The organism is Micromonospora sp. CA-248260 (assembly GCF_050942205.1).
In the GTDB taxonomy this organism is placed as follows: Bacteria; Actinomycetota; Actinomycetes; order Mycobacteriales; family Micromonosporaceae; genus Micromonospora; species Micromonospora antibiotica.
Genome location: NZ_CP192021.1, coordinates 1,861,684 through 1,882,919, shown reverse-complemented (window position 1 = coordinate 1,882,919; position 21,236 = coordinate 1,861,684). Strand labels below are relative to the sequence as shown.

General features: G+C 74.1%; 16 protein-coding genes and 2 tRNA genes. 8 read left to right on the top strand and 10 right to left on the bottom strand.

The annotated features are described in order from the left end of the window. Positions 1-6 precede the first annotated feature (6 nt). From ACQP2H_RS08625 to ACQP2H_RS08610, 4 genes are all read right to left on the bottom strand, one after another. Positions 7-1,008 (bottom strand): YihY/virulence factor BrkB family protein, encoded by a 1,002-nt coding sequence (locus ACQP2H_RS08625; RefSeq protein WP_433231986.1) that lies wholly within the window; start codon positions 1,006-1,008, stop codon positions 7-9. Continuing rightward, entirely contained in the window at positions 1,001-2,008 is a 1,008-nt protein-coding gene (locus ACQP2H_RS08620; protein WP_433231983.1) for a diacylglycerol/lipid kinase family protein, read from the bottom strand. The genes ACQP2H_RS08625 and ACQP2H_RS08620 overlap by 8 nt, the downstream gene beginning before the upstream one ends. 102 nt (positions 2,009-2,110) lie before the next feature. Further along, positions 2,111-2,692, bottom strand: coding sequence for a Clp protease N-terminal domain-containing protein (locus ACQP2H_RS08615; RefSeq protein WP_357537952.1), 582 nt, complete (start codon positions 2,690-2,692; stop codon positions 2,111-2,113). Next, complete coding sequence (locus ACQP2H_RS08610; protein WP_219468848.1) at positions 2,689-2,925, bottom strand: HTH domain-containing protein; 237 nt, start codon at positions 2,923-2,925, stop codon at positions 2,689-2,691. The genes ACQP2H_RS08615 and ACQP2H_RS08610 overlap by 4 nt, the downstream gene beginning before the upstream one ends. A gap of 115 nt (positions 2,926-3,040) precedes the next feature. Between ACQP2H_RS08610 and ACQP2H_RS08605 the strand changes: the two genes are divergently transcribed. The 4 genes from ACQP2H_RS08605 (at position 3,041) to ACQP2H_RS08590 (ending at position 8,227) form a co-directional block, all read left to right on the top strand. Further along, entirely contained in the window at positions 3,041-3,874 is an 834-nt protein-coding gene (locus ACQP2H_RS08605; protein WP_363822913.1) for a PP2C family protein-serine/threonine phosphatase, read from the top strand. Positions 3,875-3,927: 53 nt separating this feature from the next. Further along, a complete protein-coding gene (locus tag ACQP2H_RS08600) occupies positions 3,928-4,758 on the top strand; it encodes a universal stress protein (protein ID WP_219468846.1) in 831 nt (276 codons plus the stop codon). A 126-nt stretch (positions 4,759-4,884) separates the two neighbouring features. After that, entirely contained in the window at positions 4,885-7,287 is a 2,403-nt protein-coding gene (locus ACQP2H_RS08595) for a phosphoketolase family protein (protein WP_433231979.1), read from the top strand. A gap of 73 nt (positions 7,288-7,360) precedes the next feature. Further along, positions 7,361-8,227 (top strand): universal stress protein, encoded by an 867-nt coding sequence (locus tag ACQP2H_RS08590; protein ID WP_208569917.1) that lies wholly within the window; start codon positions 7,361-7,363, stop codon positions 8,225-8,227. Between the two features lie 167 nt (positions 8,228-8,394). Here the strand turns inward: ACQP2H_RS08590 and ACQP2H_RS08585 are convergent, their stop codons facing one another. After that, entirely contained in the window at positions 8,395-10,734 is a 2,340-nt protein-coding gene (locus tag ACQP2H_RS08585) for a heavy metal translocating P-type ATPase (RefSeq protein ID WP_433231976.1), read from the bottom strand. A 184-nt stretch (positions 10,735-10,918) separates the two neighbouring features. Between ACQP2H_RS08585 and ACQP2H_RS08580 the strand changes: the two genes are divergently transcribed. Both ACQP2H_RS08580 and ACQP2H_RS08575 read left to right on the top strand, forming a co-directional pair. Then, positions 10,919-11,929 (top strand): Acg family FMN-binding oxidoreductase, encoded by a 1,011-nt coding sequence (locus ACQP2H_RS08580; RefSeq protein ID WP_255597936.1) that lies wholly within the window; start codon positions 10,919-10,921, stop codon positions 11,927-11,929. Between the two features lie 96 nt (positions 11,930-12,025). Further along, entirely contained in the window at positions 12,026-13,696 is a 1,671-nt protein-coding gene (locus ACQP2H_RS08575; RefSeq protein WP_219470809.1) for a sensor histidine kinase, read from the top strand. 25 nt (positions 13,697-13,721) lie between these two features. Here ACQP2H_RS08575 and ACQP2H_RS08570 read toward each other — a convergent pair whose 3' ends face one another. After that, on the bottom strand, positions 13,722-14,360 hold the full coding sequence (locus ACQP2H_RS08570; protein ID WP_208569920.1) for a response regulator: 639 nt from the start codon (positions 14,358-14,360) through the stop codon (positions 13,722-13,724). Between the two features lie 306 nt (positions 14,361-14,666). On the opposite strand from ACQP2H_RS08570, the gene ACQP2H_RS08565 reads away from it, so the two are divergent. Further along, complete coding sequence (locus tag ACQP2H_RS08565; RefSeq protein WP_433231972.1) at positions 14,667-15,641, top strand: Acg family FMN-binding oxidoreductase; 975 nt, start codon at positions 14,667-14,669, stop codon at positions 15,639-15,641. Between the two features lie 46 nt (positions 15,642-15,687). On the opposite strand, the gene ACQP2H_RS08560 is transcribed toward ACQP2H_RS08565, so the two are convergent. Then, positions 15,688-16,692, bottom strand: a complete 1,005-nt coding sequence (locus ACQP2H_RS08560; protein ID WP_433231969.1) for an NAD-dependent epimerase/dehydratase family protein — start codon at positions 16,690-16,692, stop codon at positions 15,688-15,690. Positions 16,693-17,810: 1,118 nt separating this feature from the next. Between ACQP2H_RS08560 and ACQP2H_RS08555 the strand changes: the two genes are divergently transcribed. Beyond that, positions 17,811-18,401, top strand: coding sequence for a hypothetical protein (locus tag ACQP2H_RS08555; protein WP_433231967.1), 591 nt, complete (start codon positions 17,811-17,813; stop codon positions 18,399-18,401). Positions 18,402-18,468: 67 nt separating this feature from the next. Here ACQP2H_RS08555 and ACQP2H_RS08550 read toward each other — a convergent pair. The 3 genes from ACQP2H_RS08550 to ACQP2H_RS08540 form a co-directional block, all read right to left on the bottom strand. Further along, positions 18,469-18,543 (bottom strand) — tRNA-Val (locus tag ACQP2H_RS08550). 9 nt (positions 18,544-18,552) lie between these two features. Next, positions 18,553-18,625 (bottom strand) — tRNA-Gly (locus ACQP2H_RS08545). Between the two features lie 147 nt (positions 18,626-18,772). Further along, complete coding sequence (locus ACQP2H_RS08540) at positions 18,773-21,202, bottom strand: ATP-binding protein (RefSeq protein ID WP_433231964.1); 2,430 nt, start codon at positions 21,200-21,202, stop codon at positions 18,773-18,775. Positions 21,203-21,236 lie beyond the last annotated feature (34 nt).

Sequence of the window (21,236 nt, the reverse complement as noted above, 5' to 3'; positions counted from 1 at the left end):
GCGGGCTCAGAGTGCGGTCATGTCACCGGTGTCGAGCAGTTCCTCCCGCTCGGCCTCGGGCTCCCACAGGTCCGGCTGGGCCGGCTCCGGAGCGCCGATCCGCATCGCCTCCAACTGGGCGGCGAACGACAACCCGCCGAACAGCGCCATGCCGGTGAGGTTGGCCCACAGCAGCAACGCCATCATCCCGGTCAACGCCCCGTACGTCTGGCCGAAGCCGCCGCTGAACTTGACGTACGCGGCGAGTAGCAGGCTGGCCAGCCACCACAGGGCGGTGGCGATGCCGGCGCCGAAGTAGAGCCAGGACAGGCCGGGCTGCTTGCGTCGGGGCGCGTGCCGGAAGATCACCGCCACCGCGACCACGGTCAGCACGAGGCTCAGCGGCCAGCGCACCACCTCCCAGAGGCCGGCGGCGAGATCACCCCACTCGTAGTGGCGCTGCACCGACTCGCCCATCGCCCCGCCGCCGACCAGGATCAGGAACCCGGCCAGGGCGGGCAGGCCGGCGACCACGGCGAGCACCGCCGCGCGCAGGTACTTCCACAGCGCGGGGCGGTCCCGTTCGACGCCGTAGATCCGGTTGGCGCCGCGCTCGATCTGGGCCATGGTGGTGGTCAGCGCCACCAGGCCGGTGATCAGGCCGAGGGTCAACGCCAACTCGCCGGTACTCTCGGTGCGGTCCCCGTCGCCGAGGAGATCCTGCACCACCTGCTCGCTCTGCCCGGGGGTCAGCGCCAGCACGGTGTCGGCGACCACCCGGCCACCCTCCTCGACACCCAGATCGCTGATCAGGCCGGTGAGCGCGATCAGGAACGGGACCACGGCGAGGCAGAGTTGCAGGGCGAACGCGCGGGAGTGGCTGAACCCGTCGCCGTAGCGGAACCGGATGAACGCGTCCCGCAGCAGTTGCCAGCCACCGAGCCGGCGCAGCGTACGCCAGGCGTCGTCGGCGGAGAGTTCGTCCGACGCCATCAACCGGGTCTCGGGGACGAGCTTGGTGCTACTCACGGCGGGCTTCCTCGATCAGCTTCTCGCCGCGCTGCGCCGCCGCGTCGGCGTCGTACGCCAGGTCGGGGTCACGGGCCGGGCGCGGCACGCAGAGCCAGAGCGACTCAGGTTTGATCTCCGCGGTCAGGGTGCGGCCGGGTGCGATCAGGTCGCCGTCGAGCTGCCGGGGCTGGGCCCTGGTGCTGGTGATGACGACCTTGCGGGCCCGGTGGACCTCCATCCGGGGGACGCTGCCCTGCCGGCGGACCAGCGCCCAGCCCATGGCGAGCCAGTGCCGGACCCGGTTGGGGGTGAGCACGGCGACGTCGAGCCAGCCGTCGTCGGGCTCAGCGTCGGTGAGCAGGCGCACCCCGCCCTGGAGCCGCCCGACGTTGGCGACGAGCACGGTGCGGGCCCGGCGGCGCATCGGGGGCCGGTCGTCGATGCGGACGGTGAGCCGCATCGGCCGGTCCCGCAGGTGCTTGGCCGCCCCCACCACGTAGGCGGGCCAGCCGATGCGGGCCTTGGTGGTCTCGGAGGTGTCGGCCAGCATCTGCGCGTCGAAGCCCATCCCGGCCATGACCGCGAAGCACTGGTCGTCGACGACGCCGACGTCGAGTCGGCGTCGGCCGCGTTCGACGGCCACCTGGAGGCCGGCGGCCAGGTCGTTGGAGAGCCCCAGGTTGGCGGCGAGCAGGTTGCCGGTGCCCTGGGGCAGCACGGCGAGTTCGACGTCGGTGCCGGCGAGCGCGGTGACGCAGGCCATCACGGTGCCGTCGCCGCCGCAGGCGAAGACCAGCTCGGCCCCGGCGGCGACGGCCTGCTCGGTCTGGCCCCGGCCGGGGTCCTCGGCGGTGGTCTCGTACCAGGTCGGGGCCGGCCAACCGGCGGCGGCGAGCGCCTCCTCCACGGTCGCGCGGAACTCGTCGAGATCAGTCACCTTCGTCGGGTTGACCACCACCGCCGAGCGCGGGGCGCGGTCGCCGTCGGTCACCGTACGCTTCTGCTCTGCACCGTCCACGGCGTCAGTGTGCAGCACCCCGGCCGGGTCAGCGACCCGACGACGACCGACGTTGCATTGACCGCAAACAGGTTTGATCCGGGTTGGGACCTACTCGACCGGTCAGGCCGCCGTCCGCAGCGCCAACTCGACCCGTCGGCGCAGGTCGTCGAGGTCCACGCCCGCCTCGGTCAGCACCACCGCCCCCAGGCCGCCACCCTCGCGGAGCACGCCGAGCAGCAGGTGTTCGGTGCCGATGTGCCGGTGCCGCAGCCGGAGCGCCTCGCGTAGCGCCAACTCCAGCGCCTTGCGGGAACGGGGCGAGAAGGGCCCGCCGACCGGCCGGCGCAGCGGCCACCGTCGACGTGGGGCCGGGGCCGCCTCGCGCAGGGCGTCCGGGCCGAAGTTGTCCTCGATCCGGGCGACGATGGCCGCGAGGTCGATGCCGATCTCGCGCAGCGCGGCCGCGTCCGCCTCGCCGAGCCCGAGCCCGCCATCACCGACGTGCCGCCGGATCCGGGCGCGAAGGTCGTCGGCGTCGACGCCGGCGGAGGTGAGCACCCGGCTGGCGAGCGCATCGGTGTCGGCCAGGACGGCGAGCAGCAGGTGTTCGGTGCCGACGGGACGTCGCCCGTCGCGCTGGGCCTGTTCGACCGCGCTCCGGACGACGGCGCGGGCCCGATCGGTGAACCGCTCGAACATCATTCCTCCCAGGTTCCTCGGACCGCCGGTCGCCCGGCGTGCTTCTTGTGGACCGCCTGCCGGCTCACCTCGAGCGCGTCGGCGATCTCCTGCCAGGACCAGCCCTGCCGTCGGGCGTTGTCCACCTGGACCACCTCCAGCCGTTCGAGGAGCCGACGCAGGGCGAGCACCGCGCGCAGGCCGACCCGGGGGTCGGTGCTGCCGGCGGCTGCCGCGAGTTCCGTTGCCCGACTCATGCTGTCAACTTACGTTGACAATTCGGCCCTGTCAACCATAGTTGACGCACCCGACCTGCGCCGACACGACGCCGGACACCCCGGTCCAGGCCCGCGACGGTGCTACCGTCCGCTGGTGTTCCGTCGCCGCACCACCGACCAGCCCATCGAGGCGGCCCGCCGGCTGCCCGTCGGCCGGATCGAGTGGGAGATCGCCGGCGGCACCGTGGCCGGTCACCGCTACTCGGCCAACTTCGACGTCCTGCACGTCGACCCGGAACTACCGTTCGCGGTGGTCGTCGACGGCATGGGCGAGGGCGAGGGCAGCCGGGTCGCCGGCAGCACCGCGCGGGACACGCTGCGCGAACTGGTCCACGCCGGCTGGCCGGCCGTCGGCCCCCGCGAGCTGCGCGCCGCCGTCACCGAGGCCCAGATCCGGGTACGCCGGGCCGGCGCCGCCGTCGACGAGCTGGCCGGCTGCACGCTGACCGCGCTGCTCGCCGCGCCCGACGGCGAACTGGCCTGGATCGTCCAGCTCGGCGACTCCCGGGCCTACCGGCTGCGCGACGGGCTGCTGGAACTGGTGACCGTGGACCACACGATGGCCTGGCTCGGGGTGCTGCACGGCTGGTGGCCGGCGAACTCCCGGGAGGCGTCCCGCGCCCGCTACCAACTGCTGCGTTACCTCGGCCACCCCGACCGGCCCGACCCGGACCTGCTCGGGGTGCCGCTGCGCCCCGGCGACACCTGGCTGCTCTGCACCGACGGGGTCAGCGACCAGCTCGACTACCACCGGCTACGCGAACTGCTCGCCGAGCCGGACCCGACCCGGGCGGTACGCGCCCTGCTCGCCGCGAGCCTGGCCGAGGGCGGCAGCGACAACGCCACCGCCATCGTGCTGCGCGTACACCCGGGGACCGGACCGACCCGTCCGGCTGATCGGGCTCCACCGCCCCCCCGGCGCGACTAGCGTCGGTGGGGACGGCGCGGGGCGTAGGTGCGGGCGCCCGGGAGGTGAACCGGATGACCGGGTCCACGGGCGGGCCGGTGGTGGTCGGTGTCGGGCCGGCGCCGACGGACCTCACGACGGTCCGGCTGGCCGCCCGGGAGGCCGCCGCGCACGGCCGGGACCTGGCCCTGCTGCACGCCTTCGACTGGGAGGCCGCGTTGGCCGGCCCGTCGGTCGCCGGCAGCCGCGACGCCGCCGAGGAACTGGTCGCCCGGGCCGCCACGGCCGCGAACGATGTCGAACCAGGGCTGCCGGTCAGTGGGGAGATCGTCGAGGGGGCACCGGTCGAGGCCCTGATCCGCCGTTCCGGGACGGCGTTCCTGGTGGCCATCGGGGACGGCGGGATGGCCGGCCGCGGCGGCTGCGTACCCGCCGACGCGCCCGCCGTGCAGCTCGCCGCCCGTGCCGGCTGCCCGGTGCTGGTGGTCCGCCGCGACCCACCGCCCCCGGGCCCGGTGCTGGTCGGCGTGGACGGCTCGCCCAGCTCCCGGGCCGCGCTCGCCTTCGCCTTCGGCTGTGCCGCCCGCCGCCGGGCCCGGGTCATCGCGGTACGGGTGATCGAGCCGGGACGACCCGACGACGGCGACGACGTGCTCGGCACGCTGGTCGGCCAGGCCCGCCGGCACCATCCGGACGTGCCGGCGGAGTGCCACACCGTACGCGGCGATCCGGGGACCGTCCTGGTGGAGCAGTCCCGGTCGGTGCAGGTGGCGCTGGTCGGCGCCCGGGGCGACCAGCCGGGGCGGGGGATGCTCGGCGAGGTGAGCCAGACCCTGCTCTACCACGCGCCCGCGCCGGTCATCGTCGTCCGTGGGTTGGTTTCCGCCGGGGCGGGCGGGGCATGACGACCCGGCGAGGGCGGGACCAACGGCCCTGACCGGTGACCGGGCAATCACGAAGACTGGGTCTGCCCGGGGCGAATCGGCGCTTCCGGGTGCAGAACTCCCCGACCCGCGAGAGGCTTTGGCAGCATGGACACCGCTCTCGACCTGCACAGCCCCCTGACCGACGACGAGCTGCGCCGGCTGGACGCCTACTGGCGGGCGGCGAACTACCTCACCGTCGGGCAGATCTACCTGCTCGACAACCCGCTGCTGCGCGAGCCGCTCGCCCCCGAGCACGTCAAGCCCCGGCTGCTCGGCCACTGGGGCACCAGCCCCGGCCTGAACCTGCTCTACGCCCACCTCAACCGGGTCATCGTCAACCGGGACCTGTCGGCGATCTTCGTCACCGGCCCCGGCCACGGCGGCCCGGCGCTGGTCGCCAACACCTGGCTGGAGGGCACCTACAGCGAGCTGTACCACTCGGTGAGCCGTGACGAGACCGGCATGCAGCGGCTGTTCCGCCAGTTCTCCTTCCCCGGCGGCATCCCGAGCCACGTCGCACCGGAGGTGCCGGGCTCGATCCACGAGGGCGGCGAGCTGGGGTACGCCCTGAGCCACGCCTACGGCGCCGCCTTCGACAACCCGGACCTGCTGGTGGCCTGCGTCATCGGCGACGGTGAGGCGGAGACCGGCCCGTTGGCGGGCAGCTGGCAGTCCAGCGTCTTCCTCAACCCGGCCCGCGACGGCGCGGTGCTGCCCATCCTGCACCTCAACGGCTACAAGATCGCCAACCCGACGGTCATGGACCGGATCCCCACCGAGGACCTGCTCAACCAGATGCGCGGCCACGGCTACCAGCCGTACCTGGTCGCCGGGGACGACCCGACGCAGGTGCACCAGCTCCTCGCGGCCACCCTGGACCGGGCCTGCGACGAGATCGCCGAGATCCAGCGGGTGGCCCGCTCCGGCGGCCACGTCGAGCGCCCCCGCTGGCCGATGATCATCCTGCGGACCCCGAAGGGCTGGACCGGCCCGGCCCAGGTCGACGGCAAGCAGGTCGAGGGGACCTTCCGCGCCCACCAGGTGCCCATCGCCGAGGTGCGCGACAACCCGGAGCACCGGGCCGAGCTGGAGCGCTGGCTGCGCAGCTACCGTCCGGAGGAGCTCTTCGACGCCACCGGCGCCCCGGTCGCCGAGCTGACCGCGCTGCCGCCCAAGGGCGAGCACCGGATGAGCGCCAACCCGGTCACCAACGGCGGGCGGGTGCTGCGGGACCTGACCCTGCCGGACTTCCGCGACTACGCCGTCGACGTCGAGCAGCCGGGTGAGCCGGTGGTCGGCGCGGCCGGGGTGCTCGGCACCTGGGTCCGCGACGTGATCACCGCCAACCCGCAGACCTTCCGGCTGTTCGGCCCGGACGAGGTCGCCTCCAACCGGCTCGGTGCCGCGTTCGAGGTCACCGACCGGGCCTTCGACGGCCGGATCGAGGCCACCGACGACCACCTCTCCCCCGACGGCCGGGTGATGGAGGTGCTCTCCGAGCACCTCTGCGAGGGCTGGTTGGAGGGTTACCTGCTGACCGGCCGGCACGGCATCTTCACCAGCTACGAGGCGTTCATCCACATCGTCGACTCGATGGTCAACCAGCACGCCAAGTGGTTGAAGGTGACCCGGGGCATCCCCTGGCGGGAGCCGATCGCCTCGCTGAACTACCTGCTGTCCAGCCACGTGTGGCGACAGGACCACAACGGTTTCTCGCACCAGGACCCGGGCTTCATCGACCACGTGGTCAACAAGAAGGCCGAGGTCGTCCGGGTCTATCTGCCGCCGGACGGCAACACCCTGCTCTCCACCATGGACCACTGCCTGCGCAGCCGGCACTACATCAACGTGGTGGTGGCCGGCAAGCAGCCCGCCCCGAACTGGCTGACCATGGACGAGGCGGTCCAGCACTGCCGGCGCGGCCTGGGCATCTGGGACTGGGCCAGCACCGACGACGGTCAGGAGCCGGACGTGGTGCTCGCCTGCGCCGGTGACGTGCCGACCCTGGAGACCCTCGCCGCCGCCGACCTGCTCCACCAGCACCTGCCCGAGCTGAAGGTGCGGGTCGTCAACGTGGTCGACCTGATGCGGCTCCAGCCGTCGTCGGAGCACCCGCACGGCCTGCCGGACAACGAGTTCGACACCATCTTCACCCGCGACAAGCCGATCATCTTCGCCTACCACGGCTACCCGTGGCTGATCCACCGGCTCACCTACCGCCGGGCCAACCACGACAACCTGCACGTGCGCGGCTACAAGGAGGAGGGCACCACCACCACGCCGTTCGACATGGTGATGCTCAACGACCTGGACCGCTTCCACCTGGTCATCGACGTCATCGACCGGGTGCCCGGCCTGGCCGCCCGCGCCGCCCACCTGCGGCAGGAGATGGTCGACACCCGGCAGGCCTGCCGCGACCACACCCGCCGCCACGGTGAGGACGACCCCCGGGTCGCCGAGTGGCGCTGGATCCGGGAGACCCAGCCGCAGCAGCTCGACGGGCAGTGACACCTCCGGGGTCCGTGGTGGGCCGGTCACCGGCCGGCCCACCACGCCCCACCAGCCAGGAAAGGACGAGACGATGAACTCCGACGAGATCCTGGTCGGCTACGACGGTTCCGCCGACGCGGGCGTCGCCGTGGACTGGGCGCTGGCCGAGGCGCGGCGCAGCGGACGCCCGGTCCGGCTGGCGTACGTCTTCGAGTGGATGACCGTCGCCGGCTGGGTCGGCCCGGGGGTGGCCCCCGGGGTCTGGCCGGACGACGACGCCCGACGGCAGGTCGAGGAACTGGTGCACAAGGCCGCCGCGGACGCCACCGCCGCCTGGCCCGGCGTCACCGTGCACGGCGAGGTCTTCGACGGCCCGCCCGCGCTGGTGCTGGAGGAACGCTCCGCCGAGGCCGGGCTGCTGGTGCTCGGCAGCCGGGGCCACGGCGGCTTCACCGGTCTGCTCGCCGGCTCCACGGCGGTGTCGGTGGCCGCCCACGCGCACTGCCCCGTGGTGGTGGTGCGGGAGGCGCAGGCCAAGGTCGACGGGCCGGTGGTGGTCGGCTACGACGGCTCCGATCAGGCCGGCACCGCGCTCGGGTTCGCCGTGGAACGGGCCGCGCAACGCGACGCCCCGCTGCGGGTGCTGCGGGCCTTCGAACCGCCGGACGACCGCTGGCGGCCCTCCGACCCGGACGCCGAGGCCCGGCTCGCGGCGGACCGGGCCGAGATCGACCAGGCCCTCGCCGGGTGGCGGGAGACCTTCCCGCAGGTGCCGGTCACGGTGGAGATCGCACCGGCCCGGCCGGCCGCCGCGCTCGTCGAGGCGAGCCGGGACGCACAGCTCGTGGTGGTCGGCAGCCGGGGACGGGGCGGGCTGCGCGGGATGCTGCTCGGCTCGGTCGGCCAGCAGCTCATCCAGCACGCGCACTGCCCGGTAGCGGTCGTCCGCGAACGCTGACCACCCCGACCGGGGCGGCTTTGCGTGATCAACTTGCGGGCCGATGTCGCGGTGTCCCGAACGACCTGACACCGCGACATCGGCGGCCGAGGGCCGCGAGGGCGTGGCGGCGTTCCGCGAGCGGCGGGACGCCGCCTGGGTACCGACGGTTTGAGCCGGCGAGTGGATCAGGACCCTGGGGTGGGCGGGGCGGGATCGAGGGAAAGGTAGTCCTCCTCTTCCCCGGCCAGGTGCAGGCGCAGCACGGCGTCCAGTCCGTAGAGGCTGGCGAGCAGGTCGGGCACCTGGTCGGGGCGCAACCGCCCGTCGGCCCGGGCCAGGTGACCGCCGATCCGGTCCACCAGCCCGTGGATCTCCACGTGTTCCCGACTCATCGTGGCCGTCGCCTCGTCGCCGCCCAGCGGGCCGGCCAACGCCGGATAGAGCTGCCGCTCCTCGGCGTCGGCGTGCGGCAGCACCTCGTCGGTCAGCCGCCGGTGCGTGTCGCGCAGCGCCGGCAGGCACCCCTCGGCGGTCGGCCGGGTCGCCACCAGGTCGGCGGTGTCACGTACCCGGGCGAGCACGTCGCGTACGCCGGCATGCTGGCCGGCGTACCGGTCGAGCAGGGCGCGGGTGGTCGGCGGCACGTCCCGACGGCGCAGCCCACCACGCAACGCCCGCAACGCGTTGAGGATGACCAGCACGTCGATGCCCTCCTGGAGGAAGGCGCCCGCCACCGGCGGCAGCCGACCGGCGGCGGCGACCAGCATCGCGAGCACCGCCAACCCCATCCCGACGGCGGCGCTCTGCACCGCGATCCGGCGGGCGTGGCGGGCGATCTCGACGGCGTCGGCGAGCCGGTCCAGCCGGTCCACGGTGATCACCGCGTCGGCGACGTCCGCCGACGCGGTCGCCCCGGTCGCCCCCATCGCCACCCCGACGTGCGCCGCCGCCAACGCGGGCGCGTCGTTCACCCCGTCACCCACCATCACGGTGACCGCCCGCCGCGACTCCCGCCGGACCCGGTCCACCTTCTCCTGCGGCGAACAGCGGGCCAGCACCTCGTCCACCCCCACCAGCCGGGCCACCTGCTCGGCGGTACGCGGCCGGTCCCCGGTGAGCAGCAGCAACCGGGACAACCCGGCCTCCCGCAGCCGGCGTACCGTCCGGCGGGCATCGGGACGGACCGGGTCCGCCAGCAGGATCGCGCCGAGCGGGCCCTGGTCGCCGCTCACCCACACCGTCGACCAGCCGGCCAACTCGGCCCGGTCCCGGGCCAGCTCCGCCCAGCCGGGCAGGTCACCACCGAGCTGCCCGACCCGCACCAGCCGGCCGTCGACCCGGCCGCTCACCCCGCGCCCCGGCTCCTCGGTCACCTCCGTCGGCGTGGCCAACGCCAGCCCCCGCTGGCGGGCCTGCCGCACCAGCGCCACGGCCAGCACGTGCGGGGAGAGCTGCTCCACCGACGCGGCCAGCCGCAGCACCTCGTCCCGGTCGCCGCCGGGAGCGACCACCGTCTCCGCCGCCCAGGGCCGGCCCGCCGTCAGCGTGCCCGTCTTGTCGAGCAGCAGGGTACGGGCCCGGCCGAGCAGCTCCAGCGAACCACCGTCGCGCACCAGGACACCCCGCCGGGCCACCCGCGACAACCCGGAGACGATCGCGATCGGGGTGGCCAGCAGCAGCGGACACGGCGTCGCCACCACCAGCACCGCGACCGCCCGGACGAACTCCCCCGACCACACCCCGGCCACCGCGGCCAGCACCAGGGTGAACGGGACGAACGCCGCCGCGTACCGGTCGGCGAGCCGTACCGTCGGGGCCCGGTGGGCGGTCGCCTCCCGCGCCAGCCGGACGATCCCCGCGTAGGTGCTGCCCGCCGCGTCCCGGGTGGCCCGCAGACCCACGGCGGCACCGGCGTTGACGACCCCGCTGGGCACCTGTTCCCCGGCGGCCCGGCCCACCAGTTGCGACTCCCCGGTCACCACCGACTCGTCCAGCGTCGCCGGGGCCGTCAACACGCCGTCCACCGGCACCACGTCCCCCGGCCCGACCAGCAGCTGGTCACCCACCGCGACCCGGTCCAGTCCGATCACCTCGACGCCCCCGTCGGGGGTACGCCGCCGTGCCCGCCGGGGTGCCCGCTCCAGCAGGGCACGCAGGTCACGGGTCGCCCGCCCCTGCGCGTACGCCTCCAGTGCCCGCCCCGTCGCCACCATCACCGCGATCACCGCACCGGCCAGGTACTCCCCGACGAGCAGCGCACCGGCCAACGCCAGCACCGCGATCACGTCCACCCCGAACCGCCGCCGCCACAGCTGACGCAGCACCGCCCAGACCGCCGGCACCAACGCCACCAGGGTCGACGCCGCCCAGACCACGTCGGCCGTTCCCCGCCGACCGGCCGCCCACAGGACCGCCCCGACCAGCACCGCCCCGGCGAGCAGGGTCAGCGGCGTCCACTCACGCCAACGCGCCCGACGCCGGCCGACCGGTCGCCCCGGAACGCACTCCCGCTGTTCCGTGCCCACCTGCGGATCGTCCCAACGGCACCGCGTCAGTGGCGCCGAACGGGAAAACGACAGGCCGAAGTGCCCGTCCGGGTGGGACCTGCCGCCGTGTCCGTACCGGGGCGGACGGGGCAGGATGGGACGGTATCCCCGCCCGTGGACCGACCGGGTGGGGCACGATGGGAGAAACGGAAAGGTCGTGCCGATGAGCCACCAGACGCCCGCGACGGACCGCCCGCTGACCACCGCGCTCGCGGAGGCAGCCGCGACGGCCGGCCACGCCCCGTCGGTGCACAACACCCAGCCGTGGCGCTGGCGGGTCCTGCCGGACGCCCTGGAACTGCGGGTGGTCCGGGACCGTCAGCTCACCGCCGCCGACCCGGAGGGCCGCCTGCTGGCGCTCAGCTGCGGCGCGGCCCTGCACCACGCCCGGGTGGCGTTGGCGGCCGAAGGCTGGACGGCGGTGGTCGAGCGGCTGCCCGACCCGCAGCAACCGGACCTGCTGGCCCGGTTGACCGGCCTGACCCCTGCCGGGGCCGACCCGGACGCGATGCGGCTGGTGCAGTGCATGCAGGTCCGGCACACCGACCGCCGGCCGGTCAGCGACGAGCCGGTGCCCGCCGAGGTGGTCGACGACATCACCCGCGCGGCGGACGACGAGGGCGCCCGGTTGCAGATCCTCGACGCCGACCAGGTGATGGAGCTGGCCGCCACCGCCTCGCACGCCGGCACCGTGGAGGCGGAGGACCCGCAGACGCGCGAGGAGTTGCAGTACTGGACCCACCGGGCCGACACCGGCACCGGACTGCCGCCGGAGGTGCTGCCGCAGGACCAGCCGCAGACCACCGTCCCGGCCCGCGACTTCGGCAGCCCCGGCAACCTCCCGGTGGGGCCGGGGCACGACAAGGCCGCCGTCTACGGGCTGCTCTACGGCGACGAGGACGAACCGGACAGCTGGCTGGAGGCCGGTGAGGCACTCTCCGCACTGTGGCTGACCGCCACCCGGCACGGGGTGTCGGTGGTGCCGCTGTCCGGCGTGGTCGAGGTGCCCGGCACCCGGCAGAAGCTGCGGCAACTGCTCAGTGGGCTCGGCTACCCGTACCTGGTGCTGCGGATCGGGCTCGCGGACCCGGCGCACGCCGGCCCGCCGCACACCCCGCGGCTGCCGGCCGCGCAGGTGGTCGACACCTCCGCGGTACGCGACCAGCGGTCCTGACGATCTCGTGCCGGGCGGTCACCGGGCGCTAAACTCGCCCGCGTGGCCGCCAGCACCCCTGCTTCCCGCAATGACCATCCGGTCCCCTCGTTGGGGCTGAGCCCGTTGTCCCGGGTCCGCCTCGACGAGCTGCTCCAGGAGATGCTCGACCGGGTCGGCGACGTGGTGACCAGCCGGGAGCGGCTGCGGGCGCTGCTCGACGCGGTGGTCGGCATCGGCACCGACCTCGACCTGCGCAGCACCCTGCGACGGATCGTGCAGGCGGCCTGCGAGCTGGTCGGTGCGCGTTACGGCGCGCTCGGCGTGATCGGTCCCGACCGGCTGTTGCACGACTTCATCACCCACGGCATCGACGCCGAGCTGCACGCGAAGATCGGTGACCTGCCGCACGGGCGGGGGGTGCTCGGCCTGCTCATCGACGAGCCCCGCCCGGTCCGCATGCCCGACATCACCCAGCACCCCCAGTCGTACGGCTTCCCGCCGAACCACCCGCCGATGCACAGCTTCCTCGGCGTGCCGGTGCGCATCCGCGACCAGGTCTTCGGCAACCTCTACCTGGCCGAGAAGCAGGGCGCGGCGGAGTTCACCGAGGACGACGAGGAGATCGTCGTGGCGTTGGCCGCCGCCGCCGGGGTGGCCATCGAGAACGCCCGGCTCTACGCGCTGGCCCACCGTCGGGAACGCTGGCTGGCCGCGACCGCCGAGATCACCTCGGTGCTGCTCGGCGAGGTACGCCGGACCGACGCGTTGACCCTGGTGGCCCGCCGGGCCCGGGAGGTCGCCGAGGCGGAGCTGGCGCTGGTGCTGCTCTACGACGACGACGCCGGGCAGTTCACCGTCGAGGTGGTCGACTCCGCCGACGGTGACGCCGACGGGCTGGTCGGCGCGCTGCTGCCGGCCAGCGAGACCAGCTTCGCCGGCTCGGTCACCGAGCGTCGCCGGGAACTGCTCGACAACCTGGCCGAGGCGGCACCCTGGCCGGTGCCGGTGGTCGCCGGCCCGGCGGTGGTCTCCCCGCTCGCCGCCGCCGACACCCTGCACGGGGTGCTGGTGGTGGCCCACCGGCCCGACGCCGGCCGGGCCGCCGACGCCGACGTCACCCTGCTGGCCAGCTTCGCCGGCCAGGCCGCCCTGGCCATGGAACGGGCCCGGGGCCAGGAGGAACGGGAACTGCTGGTGGTCCTGGAGGACCGCGAACGCATCGCCCGGGACCTGCACGACGTGGTGATCCAGCGGCTGTTCGCCACCGGCCTGCAACTGCAGAGCGGCGCGATGCACGCCCGCCCCGACGTCGCCAAGCGGATCAACGCGGCCGTCGACGACCTCGACGCCACCATCCGGGACATCCGCCGCACCATCTTCGAGCTGCGTACCCCGATGAGCGCGGCGCTGCGTACCGAGATCCGGGAGGCGGTCGACGTGGCCGCCGGGTCGCTCGGCTTCCGCCCCGCCGTCGAGTTGGACGGGCCCATCGACAGCGCCGTGCCGGAACCGGTCCGCCCCGACCTCACCGCCGTGCTCCGCGAGGCGTTGTCCAACGCGGTACGCCACGCCGAGGCCAACCGGGTCGCCGTCGCCGTCCGGGTCGACGCCGGCCGGGTCACCGTGACGGTCACCGACGACGGGGTGGGCTGTGACCCGGCCGCCGCGCGGGGTGGCCTGGTCAACCTGCGCGAGCGCGCCGAACGGCACGGCGGCGAGTTCGAGGTACGCCGGATCGAGCCGCACGGCACCCAGCTCTACTGGTCGGTCCCGCTGCGCGACTGACCCCCGGGCGGCCGGGGTCGGTGGGTCAGGGGCGCTGGCCGAGCAGGCGGGTGGCGAGGACGGCGGCCTGGGTGCGGCGCTCCAGGCCCAGCTTGGCCAGCACACTGGAGACGTAGTTCTTCACGGTCTTCTCGGCGAGGAACATCTTGCCGGCGATCTCCCGGTTGGTCAGCCCCTCGGCGACGTACTCCAGGATGCGGCGTTCCTGCTCGGTGAGGCTCTTCAGCTCGCGCGGCTGCTCGACGCCGCTGCGGATGCGCTCCAGCACCCGGGTGGTGATCGCCGGGTCGAGCAGCGACTGCCCGGCCGCGACCCGACGGACCGCGTCCACCAGGTCGGTGCCCCGGATCTGCTTGAGGACGTAACCCGCCGCACCCGCCATGATCGCGGCGAACAACGCCTCGTCGTCCTCGTACGAGGTGAGGATCAGTCCCTTGATCGACGAGTCGACCGCCCGGACGTCCCGGCACACGTCGATGCCGTTGCCGTCGGGCAGCCGGGCGTCGAGGATCGCCACGTCGGGGCGGAGGGCGGGAATCCGCCGGGACGCCTCCTGGGCGGAGCCGGACTCGCCGACCACTTCGATGTCGCCGCTGCTCTGCAACAGGTCGGCCAGGCCACGGCGGACGACTTCGTGGTCGTCGAGGAGGAACACCCGGATCATCCCTCGTTTCTACCCGCCCGGACGCGCTCGTGCACGGGCCGAAGGTCCCTAACCTGGCACGTCGCACCATCCTCCCTCGCGTGTCACGCCGACTGGGCCGGCCTGGCGGGTCGGGCACGGGGCGCTCCGCCGGTGGGAAGGGCGGCCCGGTGGGTCGGGACGTCCGGCCCTGCCCGGCCCACCTGCCGGTGACGGACCGTGGAGGGGAACCACCACCGGGAACCGGGGGCGGCGTCGGCCGGCCGGGGGCGACACGTTCCCCGCTCGGGGTGGAGCGGCACGAACCGCCACGGAAGGAGCACGACCATGGGCACCGGGTACACCGAGACGCAACTGCGGGCCGCCGTCGCGGACGCCGTCCGCGCGCCCTCCCTGCACAACACCCAGCCGTGGCGGTTCCGACTGCGCGACGGCGGAATCGAGGTGTCGGTCGACCCGACCCGCCGGCTGCCGGCCACCGACCCGAGCGGTTGGGGCACCCGGATCTCCGGCGGGGCGGCCCTGTTCAACCTGCGGTTGTCCCTGGCCGTGGCGGGCACCCCGGCGACCGTACGGCTGCGACCGTACCCGGCCGACCCGGACGTGCTGGCCCGACTGGTCCCGGAACTGCCGCGCCGCCCCACCCCGACCGAGCAGAGCCTCTACGCGGCCATCGGCCGCCGGTTCAGCAACCGGGCGCCGTTCTGGCCCGACCCGGTGCCCGCCGACGCCCGCTGGCGGCTCGGCGAGGCGGCCCGCGCCGAACAGTGCTGGCTGGAACTGGTGATCGGGGTGGGCCCCGTCAACGCCTTCGCCGAGGTCGCCCGCAGCGCCCACCGGGTACTCGAACGCGACCCCGCCTACCGGGCCGAACGCGCCGACTGGGTCCGCACCGAGCCCGCCCCCGACGGGGTGCCGGCCCGCGCCGGTGGTCCGCAGACCGAGCCGCAGGACCTGCTGCCGTCGCGGGGCTTCGGCGGCCTCGACCGGGCCCCCGGCCGCGACTTCGAACCGGAACCGCTGGTGGCGGTGCTCGGCGCGGCCGGCAACACGGTCGTCGACCAGGTGCTGGCCGGGCAGGCGTTGCAGCGGGTGCTGCTGACCGCGACCGACGCGGGGCTCGCGGTGTCGCTGCTGTCGCAGCCGATCGAGGTGTCGGGGGCGCGGGAGGCGCTACGGCTGTCGCTGGGACGTTTCGGCACGCCGCAGATGGTGATGCGGATCGGATACGGCCAGCCGGGGGTGGCGACACCGAGGCGGAGCGTGGACGAGGTGCTGGACGTGGCGGTGGCACCCGGCTGAACCCCCGCCGCCCGGCCTGTACCACGCTCGACTTGCGCGGTGCGGGTCAGGCTGGATGGTGGGTGGCGAGCAGGGCGGCTTCCCGGGCCGGGTCGAGGCCGACGGTCGCTCGCGCCGGCCGCCCCGCACGGGGCGGGACCGACCCCACCCGCTCCAGCCAGCGCCAGGTGTCACCGACCGTCTCGGCCACCGGACGGCAGGTCAGCCCCGCCGCGTACGCCTTCTCGACGCCACGCTCCTGCAACCAGCGGTACTCGTGGCCCGACGGAATCCAGATCGGCAGGTCGTTCCACGGTTCGATCCCGGCGGCGAGGATCACCTCGGGGGCGGTCCACCGCAGTCGGGCAGCGCCGCCGGTCGTCGCCACCGCCTCGGTGAGCAGTTCGCCCATGGTGGTGTGCCCCGGGCGGCTGATCACGTTGAACGCGCCGCCCACGCCCTCGGCGGCCCGGTCGAGCGTGAAGGCCGCCAGGTCCCGGACGTCGACGTACTGCACGGGCAGGTCGGCCGGGCCGGGTGCGAGGACGTCACCGCCCCGGGCCACCCGGCGCAGCCACCACGGCAGCCGCCCGATGTCCTCCCCCGGCCCGAGGATCAGCCCGGCCCGCACCAGCAGGGCGCGTTCCCCGAACACCTCGGTCGCGGCCAGTTCCCCACCGGCCTTGCACCGGGCGTAGTCGTCGTCGCCGGTGTCGTCGGCCGCCGACGCCACCACCGCCGATTCCTCACCGACCCCGGGGCGCACGGGCGGGGCGTAGACGGAGCCGCTGGAGACGTAGGCGTAGTGCCCGGCACAGTGCAGCAGCGTGGCGGCGTCGCGTACCGCGCGGGGTGCGCCGTCCCAGGTGTCGACCACCACGTCCCACCCGCCGCCGGCCAGTTCGGCCAGCCCGCCCGGCGCGGTCCGATCACCCCGCAACCGGTGTACGCCCCGCGGGGTGCCCCCGTGTATCCCCCGGTTGAACATCGTCACCGTCCAGCCCCGGCGTACCCCTTCGGTCACGATGGCGGACCCGACGAACCCGGTGCCGCCCAGCATCAGCAGTCTCATCCGTCCCACCCTGCCGTTCGGGGGCACCGATGCGGCACCCTGTTCACCGGCAGCGGATCTGCCATCGGCAGAACCCGGGCCAGTGCGCTGCTCGACTTCCCCGCCGGTCCTTCGTCGACCGATACACGGGTCGGTTCGGTCCACGTCACGCGCGGCGCGGTGCACCCGGTGTGGATGGTGCAGGGGCGGTGGCGTGTCGACAGCAGGGACGGTGGCGTCACGACGGTGCAAGTGCGGTGGCGGCGGGCTCGTCCCCGCTGACCGAGTGGCGAGGGCATCCCGCCGGTCACCGGGCCATCCGGCCGGTCGGACCGGGATGATCGTCCCGATATTCGAGAGGTGGCGGTATCCGCATGGCCCGAACCCGCCATATCGCCCCACGATCATCCTGCACACGCCTACGCCCGACCGGGTACCGGCCACCCGCCTCGAATAAAAAGGGACGAACAGGATTTTTGGCTAGTAAAAGCAAGCATTCCACTGAGCGGCTGAAAACGGTCCACGGGACGGGCAACTCCTCGGGCTCCGTTATGCCTGTCAGGCATATTTATGACGCACAGGCATATAGCTTTCCGCGCAACAGTGATGCAGGGGACGCTGCACCCAGCACAGGCATAAGGGCAGCCCGGCGGCCCGGCGGCGAAGAATGTCCGAATCTGGCGGCCCGGAAAACGGACAGAGGTGACGGCCGTGAGCCGCCTGACGGAATCCCGGCCGGCCCGGATGCGTTACACCCGGTGGACGGCCGCAGCGGCGGCCCCGCCACCGGGCCCGATGCAACCACCTCCGGCAGAATGACCCACCGCCGCGACGCGGAATGACCGACCACTGCCGGTCGTTACGCCTCCGGCGCGGCCCCCACCGGAATGACCGACCACTGCCGGTCGTTACACCCGGTGCACGACCGCACCCACCCGGCCCGGCCACCCGCCGGGAATGACCCCGGGACCCCGGTCGTTGTATCTGACTCCGGCCCGTGCGGCCACCGCGTCAGCGGCAGGCCCCGACCGGAACCCCTCGGACTTTCCCCCATGAGCGCGCCGACGTGGTGCCCGCATCCCCCGCCGCCTGTCCCCACGGGCGCCCGGTGGGTGTCAACCCCCCGAAGGAGCTTCCCCATGACCACGATCCTGCGTAAGAGTGTCCTCGGTATCGCCGGTCTCGCCTTCGCCGGTGGCCTCGCCGCCGGCCCGCTGCACCTCGGCGACACCCCCACCATCGACACCAGCCCCGTCGCCGTCGTCCAGGCCGACAAGCCGGCCGTGGACAAGGGCAAGCTGATCCCGCACGGCGTGCAGGGCGAGCAGTCCCGCATCGACCTGGGCGACGAGCAGACCGGCAACGTCAAGGCGATCATCGCCGCGACGAAGAAGGCCGGCATGGACGAGCGGGCCGCCGTGGTGTCCATCGCCACCGCCCTGCAGGAGTCGAAGCTGGAGAACCTCGGCCACCTCGGCGACCGCAACGACCACGACTCGCAGGGTCTGTTCCAGCAGCGCCCGTCCTCCGGTTGGGGCACGGTGGAGCAGATCACCGACCCCGAGTACGCCACCCTGGCGTTCCTCAAGGGCCTCAAGCAGGTCGACGGCTGGCAGGACATGCCCCTGACCAAGGCCGCCCAGACGGTCCAGGTGTCGGCGTACCCCGACCACTACGCCCAGTGGGAAACCCAGGCCGCCGACCTCGTCGCCCAGCACTGGAACAGCTGACCCGCACCCGAACAGCTGACCAACGCGAAAGCCCCGGCTCAGTGGAGCCGGGGCTTTCGTGATTCTCTGGTGGGCGATACTGGGTTTGAACCAGTGACCTCTTCCGTGTCAAGGAAGCGCGCTCCCACTGCGCCAATCGCCCGTGGTCGAGAGCGGACGACGGGATTCGAACCCGCGACCCTCACCTTGGCAAGGTGATGCGCTACCAGCTGCGCTACGTCCGCGTGCCGCCCGGTTTCCCCGGCGACGGGGTGAACTCTACCCGATGGCAAGATCGCCCGCCCCGCCGACCCCGCCCCGGCATGCCGCACGCTCCGGCCATGTCACCCGACGCCACCCCGCGTCCCGCGGGTGTCCTGCGCCGACGGCCCCTACTGCGGGGCCGGTGGACCGGCGAGCCGTTCCCGCACCTGGGCGGCGTCGGGGTGACCGAGCCGGTCGAGCACCTCGAGGGCGTGCCGCCAGGCTACCCGGGCGACGTCGGGCTCGGCGGCGGCCTGCTGGCTGTCGCCGAGGTGCATCAGCGTGACGGCCTCGAAGTACCGCTCGCCGGCCTCCCGCCACAGCGCGAGCGCGTGCCGGTAGCAGTCGATGGCCTCACGGTGCCGGCCGAGGTGGTGGTGCGCGTAGCCGAGGCTGTCCCAGGCGTGCGCCTCCCAGTACCGGTTCCCGGTCTGTTGCTGCTGCGCCAGGGCCCGCCCGCAGTAGTCCAGGGCGCGGGCATGGTCACCGAGTTGGATGTGGTACCAGCCGATGTTGTTGAGCGCGTTGGCCTGCCCCTGCGCGTGCCCGGCGGCCTCGAAGAGCCGGTGCGCCCGCTGCGCGTGTTCGAGTGCCCGCCGGTGGTCGCCCTGCCGTTCCGCGAGGATGCCGAGGTTCAGCTCGGTCCGGCCGCCGCCGACCCGGTCACCGAGCTCGGCGTACAGGTGCCGGGAGCGTTCCAGGTGGTCGTGGGCCTCGTCGTACGCGCCGAGGCGCAGGCAGGCGACGGCCCGGTTGCGGTGGGCGCGGGCCTGACCGTCGCGGTCGACCGCTGCGGTGGCGGCCCGTAGCGCCACCTCCTGGACGCGGGACTGGTCGGGCCAGGCCCCCACCCGGTCGAGATAGGTGTTGACGCTCCACGCCAACTGCCAGGCGTGGGTCGGCCAGCCGTGTTCGGCCGCCAGATCGATCGCGGCGAGCAGCGCCCGGTGTTCGGCGGCGAGCCACGCCCATGCCTCGTCCCGGTCGGCCGGCTCGACCACCGTCGCCCCGGGTAGCGCCGCCGGCAGGTCGATGTCGTCGCGATGCCGGTGCAGCAGCAGAGCTGCCGCGTAGGCGGTGTGCAGGTAGTGGTCGAGCAGCCGGCCGAGCGCCGCCCGGCGCAGACCGGCGGAGTCGGTCTGCAGGGCCGACTCGACCGCGTACGCCCGGAGCAGGTCGTGCAGGGTGTACCGGCCGGGGGTGTGCTCGGTGAGCAGGTTCGCCCGGGTCAGCACCGCCAGTGGCCGGCGTACCTCGGCCGTCGACAGGGCGGCGAGGCTGGCGGCTGCCGCCACCGACACGTCGGGGCCGGGGTGCGTCCCGAGCGCCCGGAACAGGCCGGCCGCCACCGGGTCCAGACCCCGGTACGACCAGGACAGCACCGCCCGCACGTCACTGCCGGCCTCGCCGCCGCTGAACGCGTCCAGGGCGCCCCGGGTGGCGGTCAGCTCGGCGGCGAGTCGGGCGAGCGGGAAGTCCGGGTGGGTGGCGGCCCGCGCAGCCACGATGGCCAGCGCCAACGGCAGGCCGGCCGCTGCGGCGACGATCCGGTCCACCGCCTGCGGCTCGGCCGCGACCCGCACCGCACCCAGCCGCCGGGACAGCAACTCGCGTCCCTGCGCCGGGGACAGCAGGTCCAGCAACAGTGGACGGGCGCCCTCGGCCGTGACCAGCCCCGGCAGCTGGTTACGGCTGGTCACCAGGACCAGGCAGCCCGGGGAGCTGGGCAACAGCGGACGCACCTGGTCGGCGTCACGGGCATTGTCCAGCAGCACCAGCATCCGCCGGTCGGCGAGCAGGCTGCGGTACAGCGCGGCCTGCGACGCCAGCCCCACCGGGATGCGCTCCGGGGGCACCGCGAGCGCCTCCAGGAACCCGGCCACCGCCTCCGCCGGGGCCAGTGCGGGCGCGTCGGGGTCGTACCCGCGCAGGTTGACGTAGAGCTGCCCGTCGGGGAAACGGTCGGTGACCTGGTGCGCCCAGTGCACGGCGAGGGTCGTCTTGCCCACCCCGGCCGTGCCGCAGATGGTCGAGATGGGCACGGTGCCCGGCGGGCCGGCCGGCTCGGCGAGCAGCGCGGTCAGGGTGGCCAGCGCCGCGGACCGACCCGCGAAGTGCCGGACCGTCGCGGGGAGCTGCCGGGGGACGAATTCAGGGGTCCGCCCGCCCGGTTGCGGTGGCGGGGTCCCGGCGGGTGCCGGTCGGTCCCGGTCGGTGGGGGCGACGGCCCGCCGGCCGTCGGCCCGTGCCGCGTCCGCCGCGCCCCGCAACCGCCAGTAGGCCGTCTCCCACCTGGCCGGGTCGGTCAGGTCGGCGGGCAACCGGGTGCCGGCCTGTTCGGCGTACGCGACGCAGGCGCCCAGGTAGCCGGTGACGAAGTCCCAGTCGGGCAACGACCTGGCGTTGAGCTTGTCGCTGAGGGTGGAGCGGGCCAGTGGCCTGCCCCGCCGGGCGGCGACCGCCACCAGGGTGTTCAATGACGGCCCGCCGGCGAGCTGGCGTAGCCGTCGCAACTCCTCGGCGAACGCGAGCAGCGCCTCCCGACCGGTCTCCCCCACACCACACCCACCCGGCGTCGCGACGTCCCTTGGC